The organism is Acinetobacter sp. NIPH 284 (assembly GCF_000369425.1).
GTDB lineage: Bacteria > Pseudomonadota > Gammaproteobacteria > Pseudomonadales > Moraxellaceae > Acinetobacter.
Window position 1 is genome coordinate 1,055,203 of sequence record NZ_KB850011.1, and the last position, 21,956, is coordinate 1,077,158.

Consider the following 21,956-nt stretch of genomic DNA (forward strand, 5'->3'; position numbering starts at 1 on the left):
TAGTAATAAGGCTCTTTTTTATGAAAATCAAAAACTTGATCAATAAAAAACCCCAATATTTCTATTGGGGTTTTTTTAAAGATTAAAATCTAACGTATTACGCCAAACCTTTCTCTTTTAGCACTTGCAACATAGTAGAACCTAGCTCAGCTGGGCTACGCGTGTAAGCCATTCCCGCACGTTCAAATGCAGCGAATTTCTCTTCAGCAGTACCTTGACCACCAGAAATGATCGCACCAGCATGACCCATACGCTTACCTTTAGGCGCAGTTACACCAGCGATGTAACCGACTACAGGCTTAGTCACGTTAGATTTGATGAATTCAGCAGCTTCTTCTTCCGCTGTACCACCGATCTCACCGATCATGATGATTGCATCAGTATCCGGATCGTCTTGGAACAATTGAAGCGCTTCAATCTGATTCATACCCGGAATTGGGTCACCACCAATACCGATACAAGTCGACTGACCTAAACCAAGCTTAGTTGTTTGAGCAACAGCTTCATAAGTCAATGTACCTGAACGTGAGATGATACCAATACGACCTGGTTGGTGAATGTGACCCGGCATAATACCAATCTTACATTCACCCGGAGTGATCACGCCTGGGCAGTTAGGACCAACTAAACGAGTACCGTTACCGTTAGTTTCTAAGTAGCGTTTTGCTTTTAGCATGTCGATGGTTGGAACACCTTCAGTGATCACAACGATTAAACCAACACCTGAGTCAACAGCTTCAACGATTGAGTCTAAAACGAATGGTGCTGGTACATAGATGACAGATGCATCCGCATTTGTTTCACGTACCGCTTCTTTCATCGTGTTGAATACTGGTAGGTCAAGGTGAGTTGTACCACCCTTACCCGGAGTAACACCACCAACAACTTTTGTACCGTAGTCTAAAGCTTGTGCAGAGTGGAAAGTACCGTTTTTACCAGTAAAACCTTGTACCAATACTTTAGTGTCTTTATTAATTAATACGCTCATGATTGATACTCCTTACGCTTTCACTGCAGCTACAACTTTTTCTGCGGCATCAGATAAACCGTTCGCAGAAATTAATTTCAAACCAGATTCATCAAGTAATTTCGCACCTAACTCAGCGTTGTTACCTTCTAAACGAACAACAACTGGTACAGTTACGTTTACTTCCTGAACCGCTGCAATAATCGCTTCAGCAATCATGTCACAACGTACGATACCACCGAAGATGTTGATTAAAACACCTTGAACAGACGTATCAGCAAGAATGATTTTGAACGCTTCGATTACGCGCTCTTTGGTTGCACCGCCACCAACGTCAAGGAAGTTTGCAGGCTGACCACCATAAAGTTTGATGATGTCCATCGTTGCCATTGCAAGACCAGCACCGTTGACCATACAACCAATGTTACCTTCTAGAGCAACATAGTTAAGATCAAATTCAGATGCTTTTAATTCACGCTCATTCTCTTGAGATTTATCACGTAAAGCAGCAACTTCTGGTAAACGGTATAACGCATTTGAGTCAATGCCTACTTTTGCATCAACACACAAAATTTCACCATTTTCACGTACTGAAAGTGGGTTAATTTCAAATAAAGCAAAATCATTTTCTACAAATGCTTGATATGCAGCTGTCATGATTTTAACAAATTGACTGATTTGTTTATCTTTTAATGCTAATTTAAATGCAACTTCACGTGCTTGGAATGGTTGTAAGCCAACAAGTGGATCGACTTCAACTTTAATAATTTTTTCAGGTGTTTCTTCTGCAACTTTCTCGATTTCTACACCACCTTCGGTAGAAGCCATGAAAGTAATACGACGGCTAGAACGGTCGACAACCGCACCCAAATAAAGCTCACGCTCAACTGGATATACATCTTCAGCAACAATAATACTATTTACTGGTTGGCCATTTGCATCTGTTTGATACGTTACAAGACGCGTCCCAATAATATTGTTTGCGAATTCGATAACATCTTCTTTTGATTTCGCAACTTTGACACCGCCAGCCTTACCACGGCCGCCAGCATGAACTTGTGCTTTCATTACAGCAAATTTACCACCAAGCTGTTCAAACGCAGCAACGGCTTCATCTGCATTTGTTGCCAAGATACCTTCCTGTACTGGCATACCATATTTTTTCAATAATGCTTTAGCTTGATATTCATGTAAGTTCATTCAGTTACCTACTATGTAGTTTATTGTCATACAGTCTAGATATATTATAAATTATAGACTGTTACAAGTTGAGTAAATGATTGTTTTTATTTCAACCATCATTAATTAAAAAGTGTGGCGAACCACACTTATTTTGTTATTTACGTTTACGTTGAATCGCGTGGATGGCACGACCATCAACAGCAAGCGCGGCTTCATGTACAACTTCTGAGAAAGTTGGATGACCAAAAGTCATTAATTGTAGGTCTTCAATTGAAGATACAAATTCAAGTGCGATCATACCTTGATGTACGATATCAGATGCATTTGGACCCACAACGTGCATACCTAATAAACGGTCAGTTTTTGCATCAGCAACGAACTTCACAAAACCAGCAGTATCACCAGCAGCCAACGCACGACCATTCACCGCAAACGGGAATTGACCTGCTTTAACTTCGTGACCTTTTTCAGCAGCTTGTTCTTCAGTTAAGCCAACCCAAGCAGCTTCTGGATGTGTATAAATAACGCTAATGATCGTGTCATAGTTCACTTGAGCAGCATGACCGTGAATACGTTCCACTGCCATTACGCCCTCTTCCATTGCTTTATGAGCAAGCATTGGACCGCGTACCAAGTCACCAATCGCGTAAACACCTTCAACAGATGTTTGGCACTGATCATTCACATCAACCAAACCACGTTCAGTCAATTTAATGCCAGAATCTTCTGCCAATAAACCTTCTGCATATGCCTTACGACCTACACACACGATTAACTTGTCAAAAACTTGTTCTTTGTCTTCGCCAGCTTGGTTATATTTTACCGTTACTTCGCGACCATTGGTTTCAGCACCTGAGACTTTAGCACCGATGCGAATATCTAAACCTTGTTTTTTCAAGATTTTTTGATATTCCTTCGCCAATGCTTTGTCTGCCATTGGTAAGAAAGCATCTAATGCTTCAAACACAACAACTTCTGAACCAAGGCGACGCCATACAGAACCAAGTTCTAAACCAATAACACCTGCACCAATCACACCAAGACGTTTAGGAACTTCTGGGAATTTTAATGCACCAGTAGAATCAACGATTAAGTCTTCATCAACTGGAGCTACTGGAATATTTACAGGTACAGAACCCGTCGCAAGAATGACATATTTAGGTTCTAAAACCTGTACTTCACCTTCAAACGGTGTGAATTCTACTTTTTTACCTGCAAGTAATTTACCCGTACCTTGTAACCACTCGATACCATTACCTTTCAGTAATTGCGCAACACCACCCGTCAATTGATCTACAACTTTGTCTTTACGTGCTAACAAAGCATCTAAATCAAATTTAACTTCACCAGTCGTGATACCGTGTTCAGCAAGTTCATGAACTGTTGCTTCGTAACGATGAGAAGAGTCAAGCAACGCTTTAGAAGGGATACAACCTACGTTCAAACATGTACCACCCAAAGATGGTTTACCGTTATGAATACGTTTTTCGATACATGCAACTTTAAAACCTAGTTGCGCAGCACGGATTGCTGCTTCATAACCACCAGGTCCACCGCCAATAACAACAAGATCAAACTGTTGAGACATTTTTATCTCCAATCAATCTCCCTAAATCCCCTTTTGATTAAGGGGATTGAACTTTCTTAATTAAAGAAAAGTTAGGGATGATTTTTAAATAATAAGTTATAGGTCAAGAATAAGTTTAGCTGGCTCTTCTAACAATTCTTTGATTGTTACAAGGAAACCTACAGCTTCTTTACCATCGATTAAACGGTGGTCATAAGAAAGTGCTAAGTACATCATTGGCAAGATTTCAACTTGACCATTTACCGCCATAGGACGTTCTTGGATTTTATGCATCCCCAAGATTGCAGTTTGTGGCTGGTTTAGAATAGGCGTTGAAAGCAATGAACCGAAAGTACCGCCGTTCGTGATCGTGAACGTACCACCCGTCATTTCTTCGATCGACAATTTGCCTTCACGTGCTTTAGCAGCATATGCAGCAATACCACCTTCAACTTCAGCGTAGTTCATACGATCTGTATCACGAAGGATTGGCACAACTAGACCACGGTCCGAAGAAACAGCTACACCGATGTCATAGAAACCGTGATATACGATATCGTCGCCATCGATAGAAGCGTTTACAGCTGGGTAGCGTTTTAACGCTTCAGTTGCCGCTTTAACGAAGAAAGACATAAAGCCTAAACGTGCACCATGACGTTTTTCGAAAGCATCTTTATATTGCTTACGCATTTCCATGATTGGCTTCATGTTCACTTCGTTGAACGTGGTTAACATTGCAGTTTGTTGTGTCGCAGCCAATAAACGCTCAGCAACACGCTTACGTAAACGTGTCATTGGAACACGTTTCTCAATACGCTCGCCTACAGCAACGCTTAATGGTTGAACTGATGCAGCAGGTTTAGCTTGATGGCTAGCAACATCTTCTTTAGTGATGCGACCACCACGGCCTGTACCTTGAACGTCAGCAGCATTGATACCAGTTTCAGATAATGCTTTACGAACTGCAGGCGCTTGGTTTTGATCAACTGCTTGAGTCGATGCAGCTGCCGCAGGGGCAGATGCAGCAGGCGCCGCTTCTGCTGGTGCAGCAGCTTCAGGAGCAGCGGCAGCAACAGCACCAGTTTCGAATTGAGCAATCACTTCGTCAGAAAGAACTGTATCGCCTTCACCTTTGATGATTGCAACTAAGCTACCATCAGCTGGAGCAACCACTTCTAAAACAACTTTATCGGTTTCAATGTCACAGATCACTTCATCACGTGATACAGGTTCACCTACTTTCTTATGCCAAGTTGCGATCGTACCGTCAGCAACTGACTCTGGAAATACCGGTGCTTTAATTTCGGTTGCCATTATTTAGAATCTCCTGATTGTTCAACTTCAATCGCAAGTGCGTCATTGATAAGCTGAGCTTGTTGTTTTGCATGCAAGTATGGCGAGCCACAAGCAGGTGCGGCAGATGCGTCACGACCAGCATAGCTAATACGAATTTGTTTACCTGATTTAAGAACGTCTTCATATAAACGAGGAACGATAAATAACCAAGCACCTTGGTTCTTCGGCTCTTCTTGTGCCCAAACAAGTTCTTGAATGTTTGGATACTGAGCCATAACCTCAGCTAAGCGTTGTTCTGGGTATGGATACAATTGTTCGATACGAACGATCGCAATATGGTTTAGACCAAGCTCACGACGTTTTTCCAGTAAATCGTAATAAACCTTACCACCACAAAGAACTAAACGAGTCACATCAGCTTTATTGATTTGATCAACTTCATCAATCACGGTTTGGAATGAACCGTTTGCTAATTCATCTAAAGTTGAAGTCGCAAGTTTATGACGGAGTAATGATTTTGGTGACATTACAATCATTGGCTTACGAATCGGACGAACCGCTTGACGACGCAATGCATGGAAAATCTGTGCTGGTGTTGTCGGTGTCATCACTTGCATATTGTCTTCAGCGCAAAGCTGTAAGAAACGCTCTAAACGTGCAGATGAATGCTCTGGACCTTGACCTTCATAACCGTGTGGTAACAACATGGTTAGACCACACACACGCTCCCACTTGGTTTCACCCGAAGCGATAAATTGGTCAATAACAACTTGTGCACAGTTTGCGAAGTCACCAAATTGAGCTTCCCAAACGATTAAGCTTTTTGGCAATGTCGTTGAATAGCCGTATTCAAATGCAAGCACTGCTTCTTCTGACAACAAAGAGTCATAGACCGCAGTACGAGGCTGATTTTCTTTAATATGGCAAAGTGGAATATAAACCGAACCATCGACTTGGTTATGTAATTTGGCATGACGGTGCGAGAATGTACCACGCCCCACGTCTTCACCCGTGATACGCACAAGGAAGCCATCGTCAAGCAAAGATGCATAAGCTAAAGTTTCAGCAGCACCCCAGTTCAGTGGCATTTCACCTGTTTGCATCTTCACGCGATCTTCGATCACTTTCTGAACTTGACGTTGTAATACAAAACCTTCTGGTAATGTATTCATTTTCAAACCAAGTTCTTTTAGACGATCGATGCTAAAAGTTGTATCCCAAATATCTGTGTATTCATGACCTAAATATGGCGACCAATCTACAAACATTTTTTTGTTTGGTTCACGAACTAAAGCATTTGCAACATGATTACCTGCCTCTAAGTCAGAGCGATAACCTTCAACCATGGCATCAGCACTTGCACGATCAAGCACTTTTTCTTGAACCAATTGATCAGCATACAACGTACGTGTTGTTGCTTTCTTGTTGATCACTTGATACATCAATGGTTGAGTTGCAGATGGTTCATCCGCTTCGTTATGACCACGACGGCGGTAGCAGAACAAGTCTAAGATGACATCTTTACGGAAAGTATGACGGAAATCATGTGCAAGCTGAGTTACGAAAATCACAGCTTCAGGATCATCACCATTCACATGGAAAATCGGCGCCTGAATCATCTTCGCAACGTCAGTACAATACTCTGTAGAACGTGTATCGCGCGGATCAGAAGTTGTGAAGCCCACTTGGTTATTGATCACGATGTGAACGGTACCGCCCACTGTGTAACCACGTGTTTGTGACATTTGGAAGGTTTCTTGGTTTACACCTTGACCCGCAAATGCAGCATCACCATGTACAATCACTGGAAGAACGTCATCGCCGCCAATATCTTTACGACGAACTTGACGTGCACGAACCGAACCTTCAACAACTGGGCCAACGATCTCTAAGTGCGATGGGTTAAACGCCAATGCTAAGTGAACTTCGCCACCCGGAGTCATTACGTTTGAAGAGAAACCTTGGTGATACTTAACGTCACCAGAACCTTTTTTATGTAGGCTCTTGCCTTCAAATTCACCAAAAAGATCCGCTGGATTTTTACCCATGATGTTCACAAGAAGGTTGAGACGACCACGGTGTGGCATCCCGATCACAACTTCTTTACAACCGACACTGCCTGCACGTTGAATGATTTCATTCATCATTGGAATAAAAGACTCACCGCCTTCTACACCAAAACGTTTTGCACCAACGAATTTATTACCAAGATATTTCTCTAAGCCTTCCGCAGCGGTTAAACGCTCAAGAAAACCTTTTTTCTGATCATTGGTATAGTTGAATTTACCGCGAGCACCTTCCAAACGTTGTTGAATCCAACGCTTTTCTTTGGTGTCGACGATATGCATGTATTCCGCACCGATTGAAGAGCAGTAAATTGCTTCCATGGATTCAACCATTTCAGACAATGTTGCTTCTGCTTTACCAATTGCGAGGTTACCTGTATTAAATACAGTATCTAAATCAGATTTGGTTAAACCGTGTGCAGATAAATCAAGATCTGGAACTTCTTCGCGTTTCGCAAGGCCTAATGGATCAAGTTTGGCTTTTTGATGACCACGGTTACGATAAGCAGCAATCAGTTGTAATACACCAATTTGACGACGCTCATGTTCTGTACTTACAGTGCTTTGTACAACAGGTTGAACTCGGTTTGAATTACGCCCCAAAAGGAGGAATTGCTCGCGCACACTGCCGTGTGGTTGATCACCTTTAGGGTATTTATCGAAATATTCACGCCAATCCTCTGACACTGAGGTTGGAGAAGTTAGGTACTGTTCGTAAAGCTCTTCAATATACGCTGCACTATCAGCGGAAAGTTCAGTGTCAAGACGCAGTGCGTCAGCAACTTCTTGCATTTTTGGACCCATTTCCTATTGCAAAAAATAATACAGGTTGCCTTTTAAGCACACCCATGATTCATAGTATCAAATTGGTAACATGACACTACTACTCAAGATCATCCAACCTTGAGACATTATCACTACACATCAGGAGTATTCCTTTTGATGTAATAAATGAGCTATGCACTTTCAATTCAAAGCACATAACTCATCCTTATACTCGATGAAATCGAGCAATTTTTTGCAAACCATTTTAGAAAAATTAACAAAAATATTAACTTTTCTAAATTGACTTTAACCCAAACTATATCCATACAATTGGCAAGCATTAGAGCGATATAACATCAGGAATATGCTTATTTTTTGCTTCAGGTCGTGGCAGAAATCGTAACATGTTCTCATGTACGAATTGATTTTTTTGACACATACCATCTATAAAGCAGCGAAATACACATTCTTAATTATATTCTAATATACCGCCCTTTTTATAATTGTTGCACCCTTATCGACCAAAGTTAAAGATTTTCTACAATTCTTGCACAAACATTATGCAGAGCGCCTAAAAATAGATCATTCATTTTTCCTATTCATCCAAGTCATTTTTATTAAGCTCAAAATTTATAAATTTCAACACTCAATAATATTTTTTAAGGACTCGATAATAAGCCTTGCACCTCCCAACACAAAAAAGGATTTAAACAAAATAAAAAAGGGAACTTTTAAAAAGTTCCCTTTTCACATGTCAGAAAACTGTATTAACCAGCTTGGTCTAACAACATATTACGAATGTGACCAATTGCCTTCGTCGGGTTTAAACCTTTAGGACAAACTGATACACAGTTCATGATCCCTTTACAACGGAACAAAGAGAATGGGTCGTCTAAACGAGCCAAACGCTCTTGTGTTGCGGTATCACGAGAGTCAATGATAAAGCGATAAGCATTTAGCAATGCAGATGGTCCGAGGAATTTATCAGGGTTCCACCAGAATGATGGGCATGATGTTGAACAACATGCACATAGAATACATTCATACAAACCATCAAGATGTTCACGATCTGCTTGAGACTGTAAACGCTCTTTTGCTGGTGCAGGCTGATTGTTAATCAAGAACGGTTGGATCTTGTCATATTGATCATAGAACTGGTTCATGTCTACAACCAAATCTTTTACCACTGGTAAACCAGGTAAAGGACGGATCACAATCTTCTCTGGTAAATCGTTCAAGTTCCACAAGCACGCTAAACCATTTTTACCATTGATGTTCACACCATCCGAACCACAAATACCTTCACGGCAAGAGCGACGGAATGTTAATGACTCATCTTGCACTTTCAACGCAAGTAACGCATCAAGCAACATACGGTGCTTATCGGTTAACTCAAGTTTGAAAGTTTGCATGTACGGCGCTTTATCCTTATCAGGATCATAGCGGTAGATTTCGAATGTACGAGTACCTCTACTCATCTTTGTTCTCCCGATTAGAATGTACGTGGCTTAGGTTCAATTGCTTCAACCGTTAATGGGCTGAAACGTACCGGCTTATATTCAAGACGGTTGTCTGATGAATACCATAAAGTATGCTTCATCCACTCATCATCACGGCGACCGTATGAATAAGTTGGGTGATCAGGTGCTAACTCATAGTCAACAACTGTATGCGCACCACGACATTCTTTACGTGCAGCAGCAGAAATTAGAGTCGCTTTCGCAACTTCATACAAGTTTTCAACTTCCAATGCTTCAACACGTGCAGTGTTAAATACTTTAGATTTGTCTTTCAAATGAATGTTACGAACACGTGGCTCAATCGCAAGAATTTCTTTTACGCCTTTGTCAAGCAATGCTTGAGTACGGAATACACCTGCGTGATCTTGTACGATGTCACGGATTGCATCAGCAACTTCTTGCGCGTTTTCACCCGTGGTTGAATCATCTAACTTACGAATACGCTTTAATGTGTTTTCCAACACATCAGTCGGAAGCGGTTGATAGTCATCACCATGATGTTTAGTCACGTAGTCAATGATGTGTTCACCCGCTGCTTTACCAAATACCACAAGGTCAAGAAGGGAGTTTGTACCTAAACGGTTTGCACCATGTACTGATACGCAAGAACATTCACCGATCGCATAGAAACCTTTTACTGGTTTCACATAGTCACGTGTACCTTTATAAGAATACTCTTTGGTATCTTTATCATAGTGCGCAGAGAATTCACCCTCTTCAACACCGTGTGGCACAACCACTTGACCATGAATATTCGTAGGAATACCACCCATTTGATAATGGATTGTTGGTACAACTGGAATAGGCTCTTTGGTACAGTCAACGTTTGCGAACTTCTTACCAATCTCAAATACAGATGGTAGACGTTTCATAATCGTTTCAGCACCCAAATGCGTCATATCTAACAAGATATAATCCGCCTTAGGACCACAACCACGACCTTCTTTAATTTCTTGGTCCATTGAACGTGATACGAAGTCACGTGGCGCCAAGTCTTTTAAAGTTGGAGCATAACGTTCCATGAATGGCTCGCCGTCTTTGTTACGAAGGATACCACCTTCACCACGACAACCTTCAGTTAACAATACGCCCGCACCCGCAACACCCGTTGGGTGGAATTGCCAGAATTCCATATCTTGTAATGGAATACCTGCGCGAGCAGCCATACCAAGACCGTCACCAGTGTTGATATAAGCATTGGTTGATGCACGATAAACACGACCAGCACCACCAGTAGCAAATAAAGTCGCTTTCGCTTGGAATACTGCAATGTTACCTGTTTCTTGGTCGATTGCGGTTACACCAAGAACATCACCCGCTTCGTTACGGATTAAGTCTAATGCAATCCATTCAACGTAAAACTGAGTACCCATTTTTACGTTACTTTGATACAAAGTATGAAGTAATGCATGACCTGTACGGTCAGCAGCAGCACACGCACGTGGTACAGCTTTTTCACCGTAGTTTGCAGAGTGACCACCAAATGGACGCTGATAGATCGTACCATCTTCGTTACGGTCAAACGGCATACCTAAGTGTTCAAGCTCATAAACAACTTTTGGCGCTTCACGTGTCATGAACTCGATTGCGTCCTGATCGCCTAACCAATCCGAACCTTTAACCGTGTCATAGAAGTGATAATGCCAGTTATCTTCTTGCATGTTACCTAACGATGCACCAATACCGCCTTGAGCAGCAACAGTATGCGAACGTGTCGGGAATACTTTGGTCAATACTGCAACTTTTAAACCAGCTTGAGCAAGTTGGTAAGAAGCACGCATACCAGAACCACCACCACCAACAATAACTGCATCGAAAGTGAGGTTTTGAATATTTGAATAATCTTCTTTAGGGTTAATTGCGCCCATGATCTCTTCCTATCAATTTGCCCAGAAAATCTGGATACCCCAGATTGCGTACACGAACACTGAAATAATGACAGCTGTAGTGAGTACAAGGCGTAAACCTGAAGCCGAAGGACCCATTTGACGAGTCGTTACATAATCAGTAAAGACTTGCCACATACCAATCCAAGCATGAGCAACAAGTGACAATACTGCCAATAAAGAGAAAATCTTCATTGGTAGAGTCAACATAAAGCCAGCCCACTGTTCGTAACCGAATCCGCTATTACACAAGATCCAACCGAACATCACCACAGTGTAAGCAGCCAAAACTACAGCACTGACACGTTGGATATACCAATCGCGAGAACCTGAACCTGTTAAACCTGTAGCACTTTTCATCAGAACATAATCCATACAAATGCCGCGAGAATACCAATCGCAGACAAGATCAATGAAATAGTAGCTGCGATACGACCGCTTTGAAGTTCCTCAGCAAAACCGAGATCAGCAAGTAAATGCTTTACCCCAGCAATGAAGTGAAAAATTAAGCCAGCTACAAATACCCATACGATAAAACGTACACAGATATTTCCGAAAACGACATTTTTAACGTAGTCAAATCCTTCTGGTGAAGATAAAGATTTATCCAAAATCCATAAAAGAACAGCGACTAATAAGAAAACGATTACACCTGATAAACGGTGTAGAATTGATGCAATAGCCACGGGTGAGCGTAAATTTACCGCTAACACCTGACCCATGGACAAATTGACAGGTCTGTTGCTTTTCACAGCGGGCATCCTGTAGGTAGAAACTCCATCCGGAGTTTGTTTGAATTAATTCAAAGGAAAGCTGGCATAGTCAGGCAAGCATAATGCACGCCTAACCTATATAACGACAACGAATTATAAAACGTGAAATATCAAAATACAAACAATCAGTTTTCGCTTTAGTCGAAAATACAATGAAATAAGAATCATTCACATTTAATGCGTGTTTAAGCTGCGTTGGAAACTGCGATAAAACCCAATATATTACTGTTATATAAAAATAAAATATGAGTTATTATTTTTTAGTTTACTAAATTTTTTGTCAAAATTATTTCTAATATATTTCAATAACACTCCACTTAATGTCTAAAAATTAATCAAAAAATACAATATTAAATATAGGCGAAAATAATACCCCTCATTTATATATTAAATATCAGGGATCAACAATCTGTTTCCTCACACCAGTTACTCATAAAAAATAAGCTATTTTTTATACAGTTAATCGCACCATAATGAATCAATTATGACTCAATATATAAAACTTTTAATCTGTTTTTTAATGGATAGTTAATTCTAAACCCTGAGATATATAGGCTTTTGAATTGTGGTAAGTATTTATTTTTTAAGCACCAAAATATAACTCGGATAAAAATTTACTTACAATTGTACTGGTGCTTCATTTTTTTTATGCACCTCAAACCTGATTTGACATATTATACTCGACCGATGCTGTGATTTTACTCAATTTTTTCTTTGATACTAAATGACTAATTGACTGCAATAACGTTGTTTTTTATCCCTAAGTATAATTGACAAAATTTTAGTAGCCACTAATCTTATAGCAAATTTTGACACCGTCTGATTCGCACATGACAAGATTAGGATTTCGAGTCAGATAATCATTCACCAGGACAGGAGATCTATTGAATGTCTGCAGCAACTGGCAAAAAAGCCGTATTACAGCTTGATGGCAAAGAAATTGAATTACCAATTTACAGCGGCACATTGGGCCCAGATGTAATTGACGTTAAAGATGTATTAGCATCTGGTCATTTTACTTTCGATCCTGGTTTTATGGCGACAGCTGCTTGCGAATCTAAGATCACATTCATTGATGGTGACAAAGGTGTGTTATTACACCGTGGCTATCCGATTGATCAATTAGCGACTCAAGCAGACTATTTAGAAACTTGCTACTTATTATTAAATGGCGAGCTTCCAAATGCTGAACAGAAAGCAGAATTTGATGCTAAAGTTCGCAACCACACTATGGTTCATGACCAAGTAAGCCGTTTCTTCAATGGTTTCCGTCGTGATGCTCACCCTATGGCAATCATGGTTGGTGTAGTAGGTGCATTATCTGCGTTTTATCACAACGGTTTAGACATCGAAGATGTTAACCATCGTGAAATTACTGCAATTCGCTTAATCGCGAAAATCCCTACGCTTGCAGCGTGGAGCTACAAGTACACTGTAGGTCAACCATTCATTTACCCACGTAATGACTTAGGTTATGCAGAAAACTTCTTGCACATGATGTTTGCTACTCCTGCTGATCGTGACTACAAAGTAAATCCTGTTCTTGCACGTGCAATGGATCGTATCTTTACGCTTCATGCTGACCACGAGCAAAATGCATCTACGTCTACAGTTCGTCTTGCTGGTTCTACTGGTGCGAACCCATATGCATGTATCTCTGCTGGTATCTCTGCACTTTGGGGACCTGCTCACGGTGGTGCAAACGAAGCTGTACTTAAAATGTTAGATGAAATTGGTAGCGTTGAAAACGTTGCTGAATTCATGGAAAAAGTAAAACGTAAAGAAGTGAAGCTTATGGGCTTCGGTCACCGCGTTTACAAAAACTTTGACCCTCGCGCTAAAGTAATGAAGCAAACTTGTGACGAAGTTCTTGAAGCATTAGGCATCAATGATCCACAATTGCAGCTTGCTATGGAACTTGAGCGTATTGCATTGAACGACCCGTACTTCGTAGAGCGTAAGCTTTACCCGAACGTAGACTTCTACTCAGGTATCATCTTAAAAGCGATTGGTATCCCAACAGAAATGTTTACTGTAATTTTCGCTCTTGCACGTACTGTTGGTTGGATCAGCCACTGGTTAGAAATGCACAGCGGTCCTTACAAGATCGGTCGTCCACGTCAGCTTTACACAGGCTCGACTCAACGCGACATCAAACGTTAATTTTATTTTTAAAATTAATGTTAAAAAAGCTGCCAAATGGCAGCTTTTTTATGCACAAAAAATAGAAATATCTTAACGCCCCCAATCTATATCTTTTGCATAAGGTTCGACCATTTTAATCCGCCTGATATTTTCTTTTTCAATTTGAGTTAGACGTGTATCCACATTGGTATAGCAAGGCATATACCAATCATATTGCGAAAATGTAGTTGCCCAATTTTTATTCTGAAAAGCATAACCATGACGTGCATAAATTTCATTACGCATATATTGCAACTGCCCTAAAGGCACTTGTAAATCAGCATCTTTCAACAAACGCACCGAAGCATCAGGAAATTCACCTTGCCCTTTTGCATATTTACATTGCTGTGCATTTAAACTAAAAAATTTAGGTTTTACCGTTTGACTTACAGACAACCATTGCGCTTCAATCGGTGAAGTATTCCCCTTATAATTCAATACGAATCGACCAACATCCACACCTTGCCCAACCTCATTCAAGGTTAATGTATAATTTGAATCAGTTTGCTTAATTTTCCCTTTAAAATTTAGTTGCTTACCATTCAAAACACTATAACCATTAACATCATTACCTTTTTGCTGCATAAACAAAGAAATTTTTTGTTCATCGTTATACAACCCTGTCCATGAAGGTGCTATTTGAGCGGGCTGTGCTAAAGTCAGCGGAGTGCTTGATAAAATAGCAATCGCAATTAATAATTGTTTAGGCTTATTCATTTTAATGTTCTCATCTAAAAAGACTATTTAAATTATTTTGCTTGCACAGCATATCAGTGATCAATATTTATGTGGAAAATACTCAACCGATTCTCTCAATTGATCATCATATTAGTTTTCGGCTATCTATCTTGGTTAATGCTTAAAATCTGCCTGAATTATTTCCCTTGGTCGGATAGCACCAATTTTTTAGTTCTTAAGCAAGATGTCGTACACTCTCAGCCTTGGCGCTTTGCATTTCAAATTCATGTTATCACTAGCAGCTTGGTATTATTGGCGGGTTTTACCCAATTCTCACATTCAATTCGTAACAACACACCACGTTTACATCGCTATGCGGGCTGGCTTTATATTATTGCAACACTTGGAGCCGCCTTGCCTAGCGGCTTCATTCTTGCAATCTCAGCAAATGGAGGTCTAAGTACTCAAATCTGCTTTGTGATTCTTGGATTATTATGGGGAACAAGTACCCTATTTGCACTTTATTATGCTTTTGAAAAAAAATGGATTGCACATCGTAACTGGATGATTCGAAGTTTTGCTTTAGCATTATCTGCATTAAGCTTAAGAACATGGAAACTTGCACTTTACCAAATTCAACCCTATTGGGATTGGCTTACACCACTGCATATTTATCAACTGGAAGCGTGGCTGGGCTGGACAATCAATCTACTTCTTGCAGAGTTGATTATTTACCGACTCAGCATCAGAAAAAAGTGAATTAGAGCTCATCCTCTTCTAGGGCACGCAATAGGTTTGTACTGATCCCATCGGCACGCAGCCAGGCCAGTTCATAGCTTGCCTTGGCTAAAGCCAAAACACGTCGTTCAAACTCATCCCAGACCCCCTTTACCTGCGTGTGGGAAATTCCAAGTCCACTTTCCTGTGCCAAATGCTTATTTTTCTCACAGACTTTTAAAGCATGATACAGCTTACGCCCAGCACTTGCGCTTTCCAGAATACGAATGTGCTTGCCGTGGATAAAGCCCTCGACATGCTGGAGACTGGCATTGGGCAACAATGGCACCAATATCTGGTCCAGTTGTGCATCCAGACGCTTCCAGACCACCAACCGCTGTTCAGGCGTATAGGTGTTCCACTGAATCACTTCATGATTAAAACGTCGACAACCACGACACACCAGATCACCAAATACCGTTGAGCAACGTCCTGCACAGGGGGTCAATGATGGAATTCGACGATCATTACTCAAAACTTATTCCTCTAAAACCATATTTTTTTTATGGCTTTCTCGCTTATTTTCAGATTTCGCGCTAAAATGTGCGCCTTATTTTTCTATCTTAATACATTTGGAGTTATCCATGAACGCTACTGTAGAACAGCTTGCACCTGTAGAACAGCAAGCGACCAATAATTGGGTTGTTGCGGCACTATATCAATTTAAAGAAGTTGCGGATGCAGCCGATCTGCAAAAACGTCTTCTGGACTTAGTGAATGGCATCAATTTATGTGGAACTCTGATTGTCGCTTCTGAAGGAATTAATGGTACTGTTGCTGGCGACCGTGCAGCAATTGACACAGTGCACCAATTCCTCTTGAACGAAGGTTTTACTGCAATGGAATATAAAGAGTCTGAAAGCTCTGAAAAACCATTCCGTAAAATGAAAATTAAACTTAAAAATGAAATTGTCACTTTAGGTGTCGACGTTAAGCCACGTGATTTGGTTGGCCATTATCTTGATCCTAAAGAGTGGAATGAGCTGATTAGCCGTGATGACGTGATCCTGATCGACACTCGTAATGACTATGAATACAAAGCGGGTACATTCAAGGGTGCAATCGATCCCAAAACGGAAACATTCCGTGAATTTCCTGAATATGTAAAACAAAACCTTGAGCAGCACAAAGACAAAAAAATTGCGATGTTCTGTACGGGCGGTATTCGTTGCGAGAAATCAACTTCTCTCCTTCTTCAAGAAGGCTTTAAGGAAGTTTATCATCTCAAAGGCGGTATTTTAAAATATCTAGAAGAAACCCCTGCCGAAGAAAGTATGTGGGAAGGTGAATGCTTCGTATTTGATGGTCGTACTGCGGTGACTCACGGCGTTGAAGAAGGTGAAAATATTAAGTGTCACGCTTGTGGATGGCCGCTTACTAAGGTTGAAGCTGAATTACCAAGCTATGAACACGGTGTGTCTTGTGTTTACTGTATTGATAAAACTACGGATAAACAAAAAGCTGGCTTCCGTATGCGTCAGTCACAAATTGCAGCGGCAAAACGCAAACGCCTATAAATAAGTATAAAGATTTAATAGAAAGCCTTAGCTCAAACTAAGGCTTTTTTATTTTAATCATCAAAATTATTAACCAATACATCATTGAGAGTTATTTAGACAAGCATTATTCTAACCCCTAACTCACAAATCATATTTAGGCGCTATGGGACTGGAAGACTGGGTATTATCCATCATGGAGAAACTAGGATACTTGGGTATCGCATTTTTAATGTTTCTTGATAATATTTTCCCACCAATTCCATCCGAAATCATTATGCCATCCGCAGGCTATACCGCGGCAAAAGGTGAACTGACTTTAATCGGAGTGATTATTGCTGGTAGTATCGGCTCACTCCTAGCCGCGGCATTACTGTATTGGATTGGTAGAAAAATTCCGCAACACCACCTTTTTACTCTTGTCGAACGCTACGGAAAATACCTACGTATTAGTGTTACTGATCTTGAAAAATCATTGGCTTGGTTTGAAAAATATGGGCATAGGATCGTTTTTTTTGGTCGTATGGTACCTGCAGTTCGCTCTTTAATTAGTATCCCAGCAGGTATGAGCAAAATGCCTTTTAGTAAATTCATGGCTTACAGTGCTGCAGGTACAATCCTTTGGACCACCCTACTTGCCTATATTGGTTATCATTTTAGTGAAAATCCAGCATTGATGAGTGCTATTACACAGCGTATTGGCACTATTATTTTAGTTATTGCAATAGCATACGTACTTTGGCTTTTAATCAAAAAATTCTATTTATCAAAAAAATAGTAGATGACATTTTCAACTCTATTTAAATGGATACTGAGGTTCAAATAATGCAACATGATTTTTGGCATGACAAATGGCAAAACAATAATATTGGTTTTCATCAAGACCAACCTCACGCCCTACTCACCCAATATTTTAGATCATTAGATTTAAAGCCTCATGCTCGTATTTTTGTTCCACTTTGTGGTAAAAGTTTAGATATAAGCTGGCTAATAAATCAGGGTTATCAAATAGTTGGTATTGATCTTAGCCCTATTGCAATCCAAGATCTTATTTCAAATTTAGGATTGAGCTTTAAAGAGGCACAATCAGGTGAATTGACTCACTATCAACATCCTCAAATTGAATTATTCGTTGGTGATTTTTTCCAGTTAACAACACAACAACTTGGTGATGTAGATGCTGTTTATGATCGAGCTGCCCTAATCGCTCTTCCACCGCAAATGCGAAGCCAATACACACAACATTTGTTAGACATTACAAAACAAGCACCTCAGCTATTAATTAGCCTTGAATATGATCAAAACTCACTTAAAGGACCACCATTCTCCGTTCCTGAACATGAATTAACTGAGCATTATGCAACGCATTATCAAATTAAATTATTGGAAACGATAACAGAGAATCTTAAGGGTAAAGTAATCGCCTATGAAAATGTTTGGTCTCTGGGCAAATCACCACAAATAGATTAAATAGCGAAGAGAAATATAAAAACATTGAATAGTGATCTCCACTTGATGCTTCCTCAATCACAAAAACCTTAACTCCCAAACGAGATATAAAAAACGTCCTCTAAAGGACGTTTAATATTTAATTTGGTGTCAAATTATGCATTACTTTTATAACCACATAAGATATAGCATCACGCTGGCGTGTGATACATAAGATAAATTTCGTTCAAATTATCAGGAATTTCTTCTGCTAATTCATCCATCAATTGACCATTGCGGCGGAAAGATTCCATTTGTGGATCTTCTTCATCAATGCCACTAAACACCATAATTGGTAAAGTTAAATCAACCAATTGTTCTTCAAACTCTGGAGCAAACCATGCCTCTTCATTTAAGAACATTGCATCAACAAAACCAACGCTCCAATCACCTAAACTTGAGTCAACATCTGCTTCTTCAATTTCAAAAGGGAATTCAATTCCGTTTTCATTGGCTAAATCTTGGCGAATAGACTCTAACCAAGCTTTGATTTGTTCAATGATTTCACTAGGAACTTTCTTTTGATTACTCTCAAAAAGCTCATCCAACCAACGATCAAATTTTGGACCAACCGCAATAGCACACAAAAAGCCATGAGTCGCTGCAAAATCTAAACCGTGCTCATTTTGATCACCGTCAAGAAAATTACTCAATAAGTCTAAATCTAATGTGCTCATTTTATGATCCAAATTTTAAATACACGGCAACAGCATAACATTTTCAAACATAAAGTCTTAGCAATTTTGCTTCACTTTAGTCATCCAAATCATCGTCGTCGAAATCATAATCGAAATCTTTTAATTCTCGTTCTAAACGGCGTTGAGCGAGTAGATCATCAATCAAACGGCGCTTTTCTAATGATTCTTTGGCACTGATTTTGCCTGATGACTCATCAAAACCAACATCATCCTCACCGTAGTTATCATCATCTAATTCGAAATCTGTAGAAGACACTAACAGTACCTCTAAATGAAAAAATATAAATGGGTCTAGCCGCTATTTATCCGTCTTATCAAACCTTGTCAAGTTTTATTTGATTTTTTTACTATAAAATGGTGTTTTGTACTTTTTTTCATCGTTTTTTTTGTGTATTTATATTCTAACAATTGTACAAATGAAAAAATTCTTGAATAGGAATTCTCTGCTTGAAAAATTATGACACACCCCAATATCCAAGAAACTACAGTTCAATCCAACCTATTTTTTATTTAAAGCTAGCGGATCAAATCCAAAACATTCCTCGTGAATTGTGCTATCATGCACGGTTTTTCACCGCCACAGATTCAACAAAAGAGTAAGCAAAGATGAGCGATATGAATTCCCCTACTTCGCAAGTAGCGGCTCTGATTAGCCGAGGCAAAGAACAAGGTTACTTAACTTACGCTGAGGTTAACGATCATCTACCAGACTCAATTACGGAAAGTGAGCAGATTGAAGACATCATCCAGATGCTTCAAGACGTTGGTATTCCAGTGCATGAACGTGCGCCAGAAACTGATGACACCATGTTTGGTGAGTCTACTGAAGCTGCGGACGAAGTCGCTGAAGAAGAAGCTGCTGCCGTACTCGCATCGGTTGAAAGCGAGCCTGGTCGTACCACTGACCCTGTACGTATGTACATGCGTGAAATGGGGACAGTTGAACTTTTAACGCGTGAAGGCGAAATTAGCATTGCAAAACGTATCGAAGAAGGTATTCGTGACGTTTTACATTCAATTGCTTATTGGCCAAATGCTGTTGAAGTCGTTTTACAAGAATATAATGACTTTTTAACAGGTGAGCGTCGTCTTGCCGATATTCTTTCTGGCTATTTAGACCCAGAAACTGATGATGACATTCCAGAAGTACTGGAAGAAGAAGCAGAACTTGAAGAAGCTGAAAGCGCTTCACCTGCGACGAAAGATGTAAAACTTGACGATGATGACGAAGACGAAGAATCTGAAGGTGATGATGATTCTGAAGGTGATTCAGGTCCAGATCCTGAAATCGCCAAAGTTCGTTTTTCTGAACTAGAAGCTGCTTGGAATGATACAAAAGCAATTGTAGCAAAACATGGTCGCAATAGTGACGAAGCAAAAGCTGCACTAGAAGCTTTAGCTGCTGTCTTTATGATGTTCAAATTCACACCACGTTTATTTGACATCATTTCAGAAATGATTCGTGGCACACATGAGCAAATTCGTACCAACGAACGTGAAATCATGCGTTATGCAGTGCGTCGTGGTCGTATGGATCGTAATCAATTCCGTACAACCTTCCCTGAACAAGAGTCAAATCCAGCTTGGTTAGATGAACAAATCGCAAAAGCCCCTGCTGAAACCAAAGCACATTTAGAAAAAGTGCGCCCTGACGTATTGGCATTCCAACAGAAAATTGCCGATATTGAGAAAGACCTTGGTTTGAACGTAAAAGATATCAAAGATATCTCTAAACGTATGGCAGTTGGTGAAGCGAAAGCACGTCGTGCCAAGAAAGAAATGGTTGAAGCAAACTTACGTTTGGTTATTTCAATTGCGAAGAAATACACTAACCGTGGCTTACAATTCCTTGATTTGATTCAAGAAGGTAACATCGGTTTGATGAAGGCTGTAGACAAGTTTGAATATCGTCGTGGTTATAAATTCTCGACTTATGCAACTTGGTGGATTCGTCAGGCGATTACTCGTTCAATTGCCGATCAAGCGCGTACTATTCGTATCCCAGTCCACATGATTGAAACGATTAACAAGATCAATCGTGTATCACGTCAACTTCTTCAAGAAATGGGACGTGAACCGACACCTGAAGAATTAGGTGAGCGTCTTGAAATGGACGAGGTTAAAGTTCGTAAAGTACTTAAAATCGCAAAAGAACCGATTTCGATGGAAACACCGATCGGTGATGATGAAGATTCGCATCTTGGTGACTTCATTGAGGACTCGAACATCACATCTCCAGTCGATGCTGCGACCTCAGAAGGTTTAAAAGAAGCGACACGTGAAGTGCTTGAAAACTTAACAGAACGTGAAGCTAAAGTCTTAAAAATGCGTTTTGGTATCGATATGCCAACCGACCATACTTTAGAAGAAGTGGGTAAACAGTTTGACGTAACACGTGAACGTATCCGTCAGATTGAAGCGAAAGCGTTACGTAAACTTCGCCACCCTTCTCGCTCTGAACATTTACGTTCATTCTTGGAAAATGACTAATTATTGGGAAAGTTTGAACGATGGTCAAAGCCCTCGTTCATGACTTGAAGTTAAGTACTTCATCCCCATTTAGTTATTAGATCATAAGCGCCTGCACTGATGCGGGCGTTTCAAATTAAAGAG

The 21,956-nt window shown here is 40.2% G+C and carries 19 protein-coding genes; 6 read left to right on the forward strand and 13 right to left on the reverse strand.

The window, feature by feature from the left end; all coding sequences use genetic code 11:
* Window positions 1–97: 97 nt before the first annotated feature.
* From sucD to sdhC, 9 genes are all read right to left on the reverse strand, one after another.
* Window positions 98–988, reverse strand: a complete 891-nt coding sequence (sucD, locus tag F908_RS10995; RefSeq protein WP_003655479.1) for a succinate--CoA ligase subunit alpha — start codon at window positions 986–988, stop codon at window positions 98–100.
* Between the two features lie 12 nt (window positions 989–1,000).
* The gene (gene sucC / locus F908_RS11000; RefSeq protein ID WP_005161739.1) at window positions 1,001–2,167 is read right to left on the reverse strand and encodes an ADP-forming succinate--CoA ligase subunit beta; all 1,167 of its coding nucleotides are present in this window, start codon (window positions 2,165–2,167) and stop codon (window positions 1,001–1,003) included.
* Window positions 2,168–2,303: 136 nt separating this feature from the next.
* Window positions 2,304–3,737: a dihydrolipoyl dehydrogenase gene (gene lpdA / locus F908_RS11005; protein ID WP_005161743.1), complete on the reverse strand. Its 1,434-nt coding sequence runs from the start codon at window positions 3,735–3,737 to the stop codon at window positions 2,304–2,306.
* 96 nt (window positions 3,738–3,833) lie between these two features.
* A complete protein-coding gene (odhB, locus tag F908_RS11010; RefSeq protein ID WP_005161745.1) occupies window positions 3,834–5,030 on the reverse strand; it encodes a 2-oxoglutarate dehydrogenase complex dihydrolipoyllysine-residue succinyltransferase in 1,197 nt (398 codons plus the stop codon).
* A complete protein-coding gene (locus tag F908_RS11015; RefSeq protein ID WP_005161748.1) occupies window positions 5,030–7,870 on the reverse strand; it encodes a 2-oxoglutarate dehydrogenase E1 component in 2,841 nt (946 codons plus the stop codon). The genes odhB and F908_RS11015 overlap by 1 nt, the downstream gene beginning before the upstream one ends.
* A 740-nt stretch (window positions 7,871–8,610) precedes the next feature.
* Entirely contained in the window at window positions 8,611–9,321 is a 711-nt protein-coding gene (locus tag F908_RS11020; RefSeq protein WP_005161752.1) for a succinate dehydrogenase iron-sulfur subunit, read from the reverse strand.
* A gap of 14 nt (window positions 9,322–9,335) precedes the next feature.
* Window positions 9,336–11,231, reverse strand: coding sequence for a succinate dehydrogenase flavoprotein subunit (sdhA, locus tag F908_RS11025; protein ID WP_004664448.1), 1,896 nt, complete (start codon window positions 11,229–11,231; stop codon window positions 9,336–9,338).
* 12 nt (window positions 11,232–11,243) lie between these two features.
* Window positions 11,244–11,609, reverse strand: a complete 366-nt coding sequence (gene sdhD / locus F908_RS11030; protein WP_004664449.1) for a succinate dehydrogenase, hydrophobic membrane anchor protein — start codon at window positions 11,607–11,609, stop codon at window positions 11,244–11,246.
* Complete coding sequence (gene sdhC / locus F908_RS11035; protein ID WP_018676974.1) at window positions 11,609–12,010, reverse strand: succinate dehydrogenase, cytochrome b556 subunit; 402 nt, start codon at window positions 12,008–12,010, stop codon at window positions 11,609–11,611. The genes sdhD and sdhC overlap by 1 nt, the downstream gene beginning before the upstream one ends.
* A 900-nt stretch (window positions 12,011–12,910) precedes the next feature.
* On the opposite strand from sdhC, the gene gltA reads away from it, so the two are divergent.
* The gene (gene gltA, locus F908_RS11040) at window positions 12,911–14,185 is read left to right on the forward strand and encodes a citrate synthase (protein ID WP_005161757.1); all 1,275 of its coding nucleotides are present in this window, start codon (window positions 12,911–12,913) and stop codon (window positions 14,183–14,185) included.
* Window positions 14,186–14,257: 72 nt separating this feature from the next.
* Here gltA and F908_RS11045 read toward each other — a convergent pair whose 3' ends face one another.
* The gene (locus F908_RS11045; RefSeq protein ID WP_005161761.1) at window positions 14,258–14,923 is read right to left on the reverse strand and encodes a YARHG domain-containing protein; all 666 of its coding nucleotides are present in this window, start codon (window positions 14,921–14,923) and stop codon (window positions 14,258–14,260) included.
* 69 nt (window positions 14,924–14,992) lie between these two features.
* Between F908_RS11045 and F908_RS11050 the strand changes: the two genes are divergently transcribed.
* The gene (locus F908_RS11050; RefSeq protein WP_005161764.1) at window positions 14,993–15,643 is read left to right on the forward strand and encodes a DUF2306 domain-containing protein; all 651 of its coding nucleotides are present in this window, start codon (window positions 14,993–14,995) and stop codon (window positions 15,641–15,643) included.
* A 1-nt stretch (window position 15,644) separates the two neighbouring features.
* Here F908_RS11050 and F908_RS11055 read toward each other — a convergent pair whose 3' ends face one another.
* Window positions 15,645–16,136 carry a DUF1289 domain-containing protein gene (locus F908_RS11055; protein WP_005161766.1) on the reverse strand — a complete coding sequence of 164 codons (492 nt, stop codon included), beginning with the start codon at window positions 16,134–16,136 and terminating at the stop codon, window positions 15,645–15,647.
* Window positions 16,137–16,245: 109 nt separating this feature from the next.
* Between F908_RS11055 and F908_RS11060 the strand changes: the two genes are divergently transcribed.
* The 3 genes from F908_RS11060 to tmpT all read left to right on the forward strand — a co-directional run bounded on the left by F908_RS11060 (window position 16,246) and on the right by tmpT (window position 18,627).
* Window positions 16,246–17,178, forward strand: coding sequence for an oxygen-dependent tRNA uridine(34) hydroxylase TrhO (locus F908_RS11060; protein WP_005161768.1), 933 nt, complete (start codon window positions 16,246–16,248; stop codon window positions 17,176–17,178).
* Window positions 17,179–17,323: 145 nt separating this feature from the next.
* On the forward strand, window positions 17,324–17,935 hold the full coding sequence (locus tag F908_RS11065) for a DedA family protein (protein WP_005161771.1): 612 nt from the start codon (window positions 17,324–17,326) through the stop codon (window positions 17,933–17,935).
* Window positions 17,936–17,982: 47 nt separating this feature from the next.
* Window positions 17,983–18,627, forward strand: a complete 645-nt coding sequence (gene tmpT, locus F908_RS11070; protein ID WP_005161773.1) for a thiopurine S-methyltransferase — start codon at window positions 17,983–17,985, stop codon at window positions 18,625–18,627.
* Window positions 18,628–18,797: 170 nt separating this feature from the next.
* On the opposite strand, the gene F908_RS11075 is transcribed toward tmpT, so the two are convergent.
* Together F908_RS11075 and F908_RS11080 are read right to left on the reverse strand one after the other, a co-directional pair.
* Window positions 18,798–19,322, reverse strand: coding sequence for a YecA/YgfB family protein (locus tag F908_RS11075; RefSeq protein WP_005161776.1), 525 nt, complete (start codon window positions 19,320–19,322; stop codon window positions 18,798–18,800).
* A 76-nt stretch (window positions 19,323–19,398) separates the two neighbouring features.
* Window positions 19,399–19,599 (reverse strand): PA3496 family putative envelope integrity protein, encoded by a 201-nt coding sequence (locus F908_RS11080; RefSeq protein WP_004664469.1) that lies wholly within the window; start codon window positions 19,597–19,599, stop codon window positions 19,399–19,401.
* A 350-nt stretch (window positions 19,600–19,949) separates the two neighbouring features.
* Here F908_RS11080 and rpoD point away from each other — a divergent pair, with 350 nt between their 5' ends.
* Window positions 19,950–21,833, forward strand: a complete 1,884-nt coding sequence (rpoD, locus tag F908_RS11085) for an RNA polymerase sigma factor RpoD (RefSeq protein ID WP_005161779.1) — start codon at window positions 19,950–19,952, stop codon at window positions 21,831–21,833.
* The last annotated feature ends 123 nt before the right edge of the window (window positions 21,834–21,956 follow it).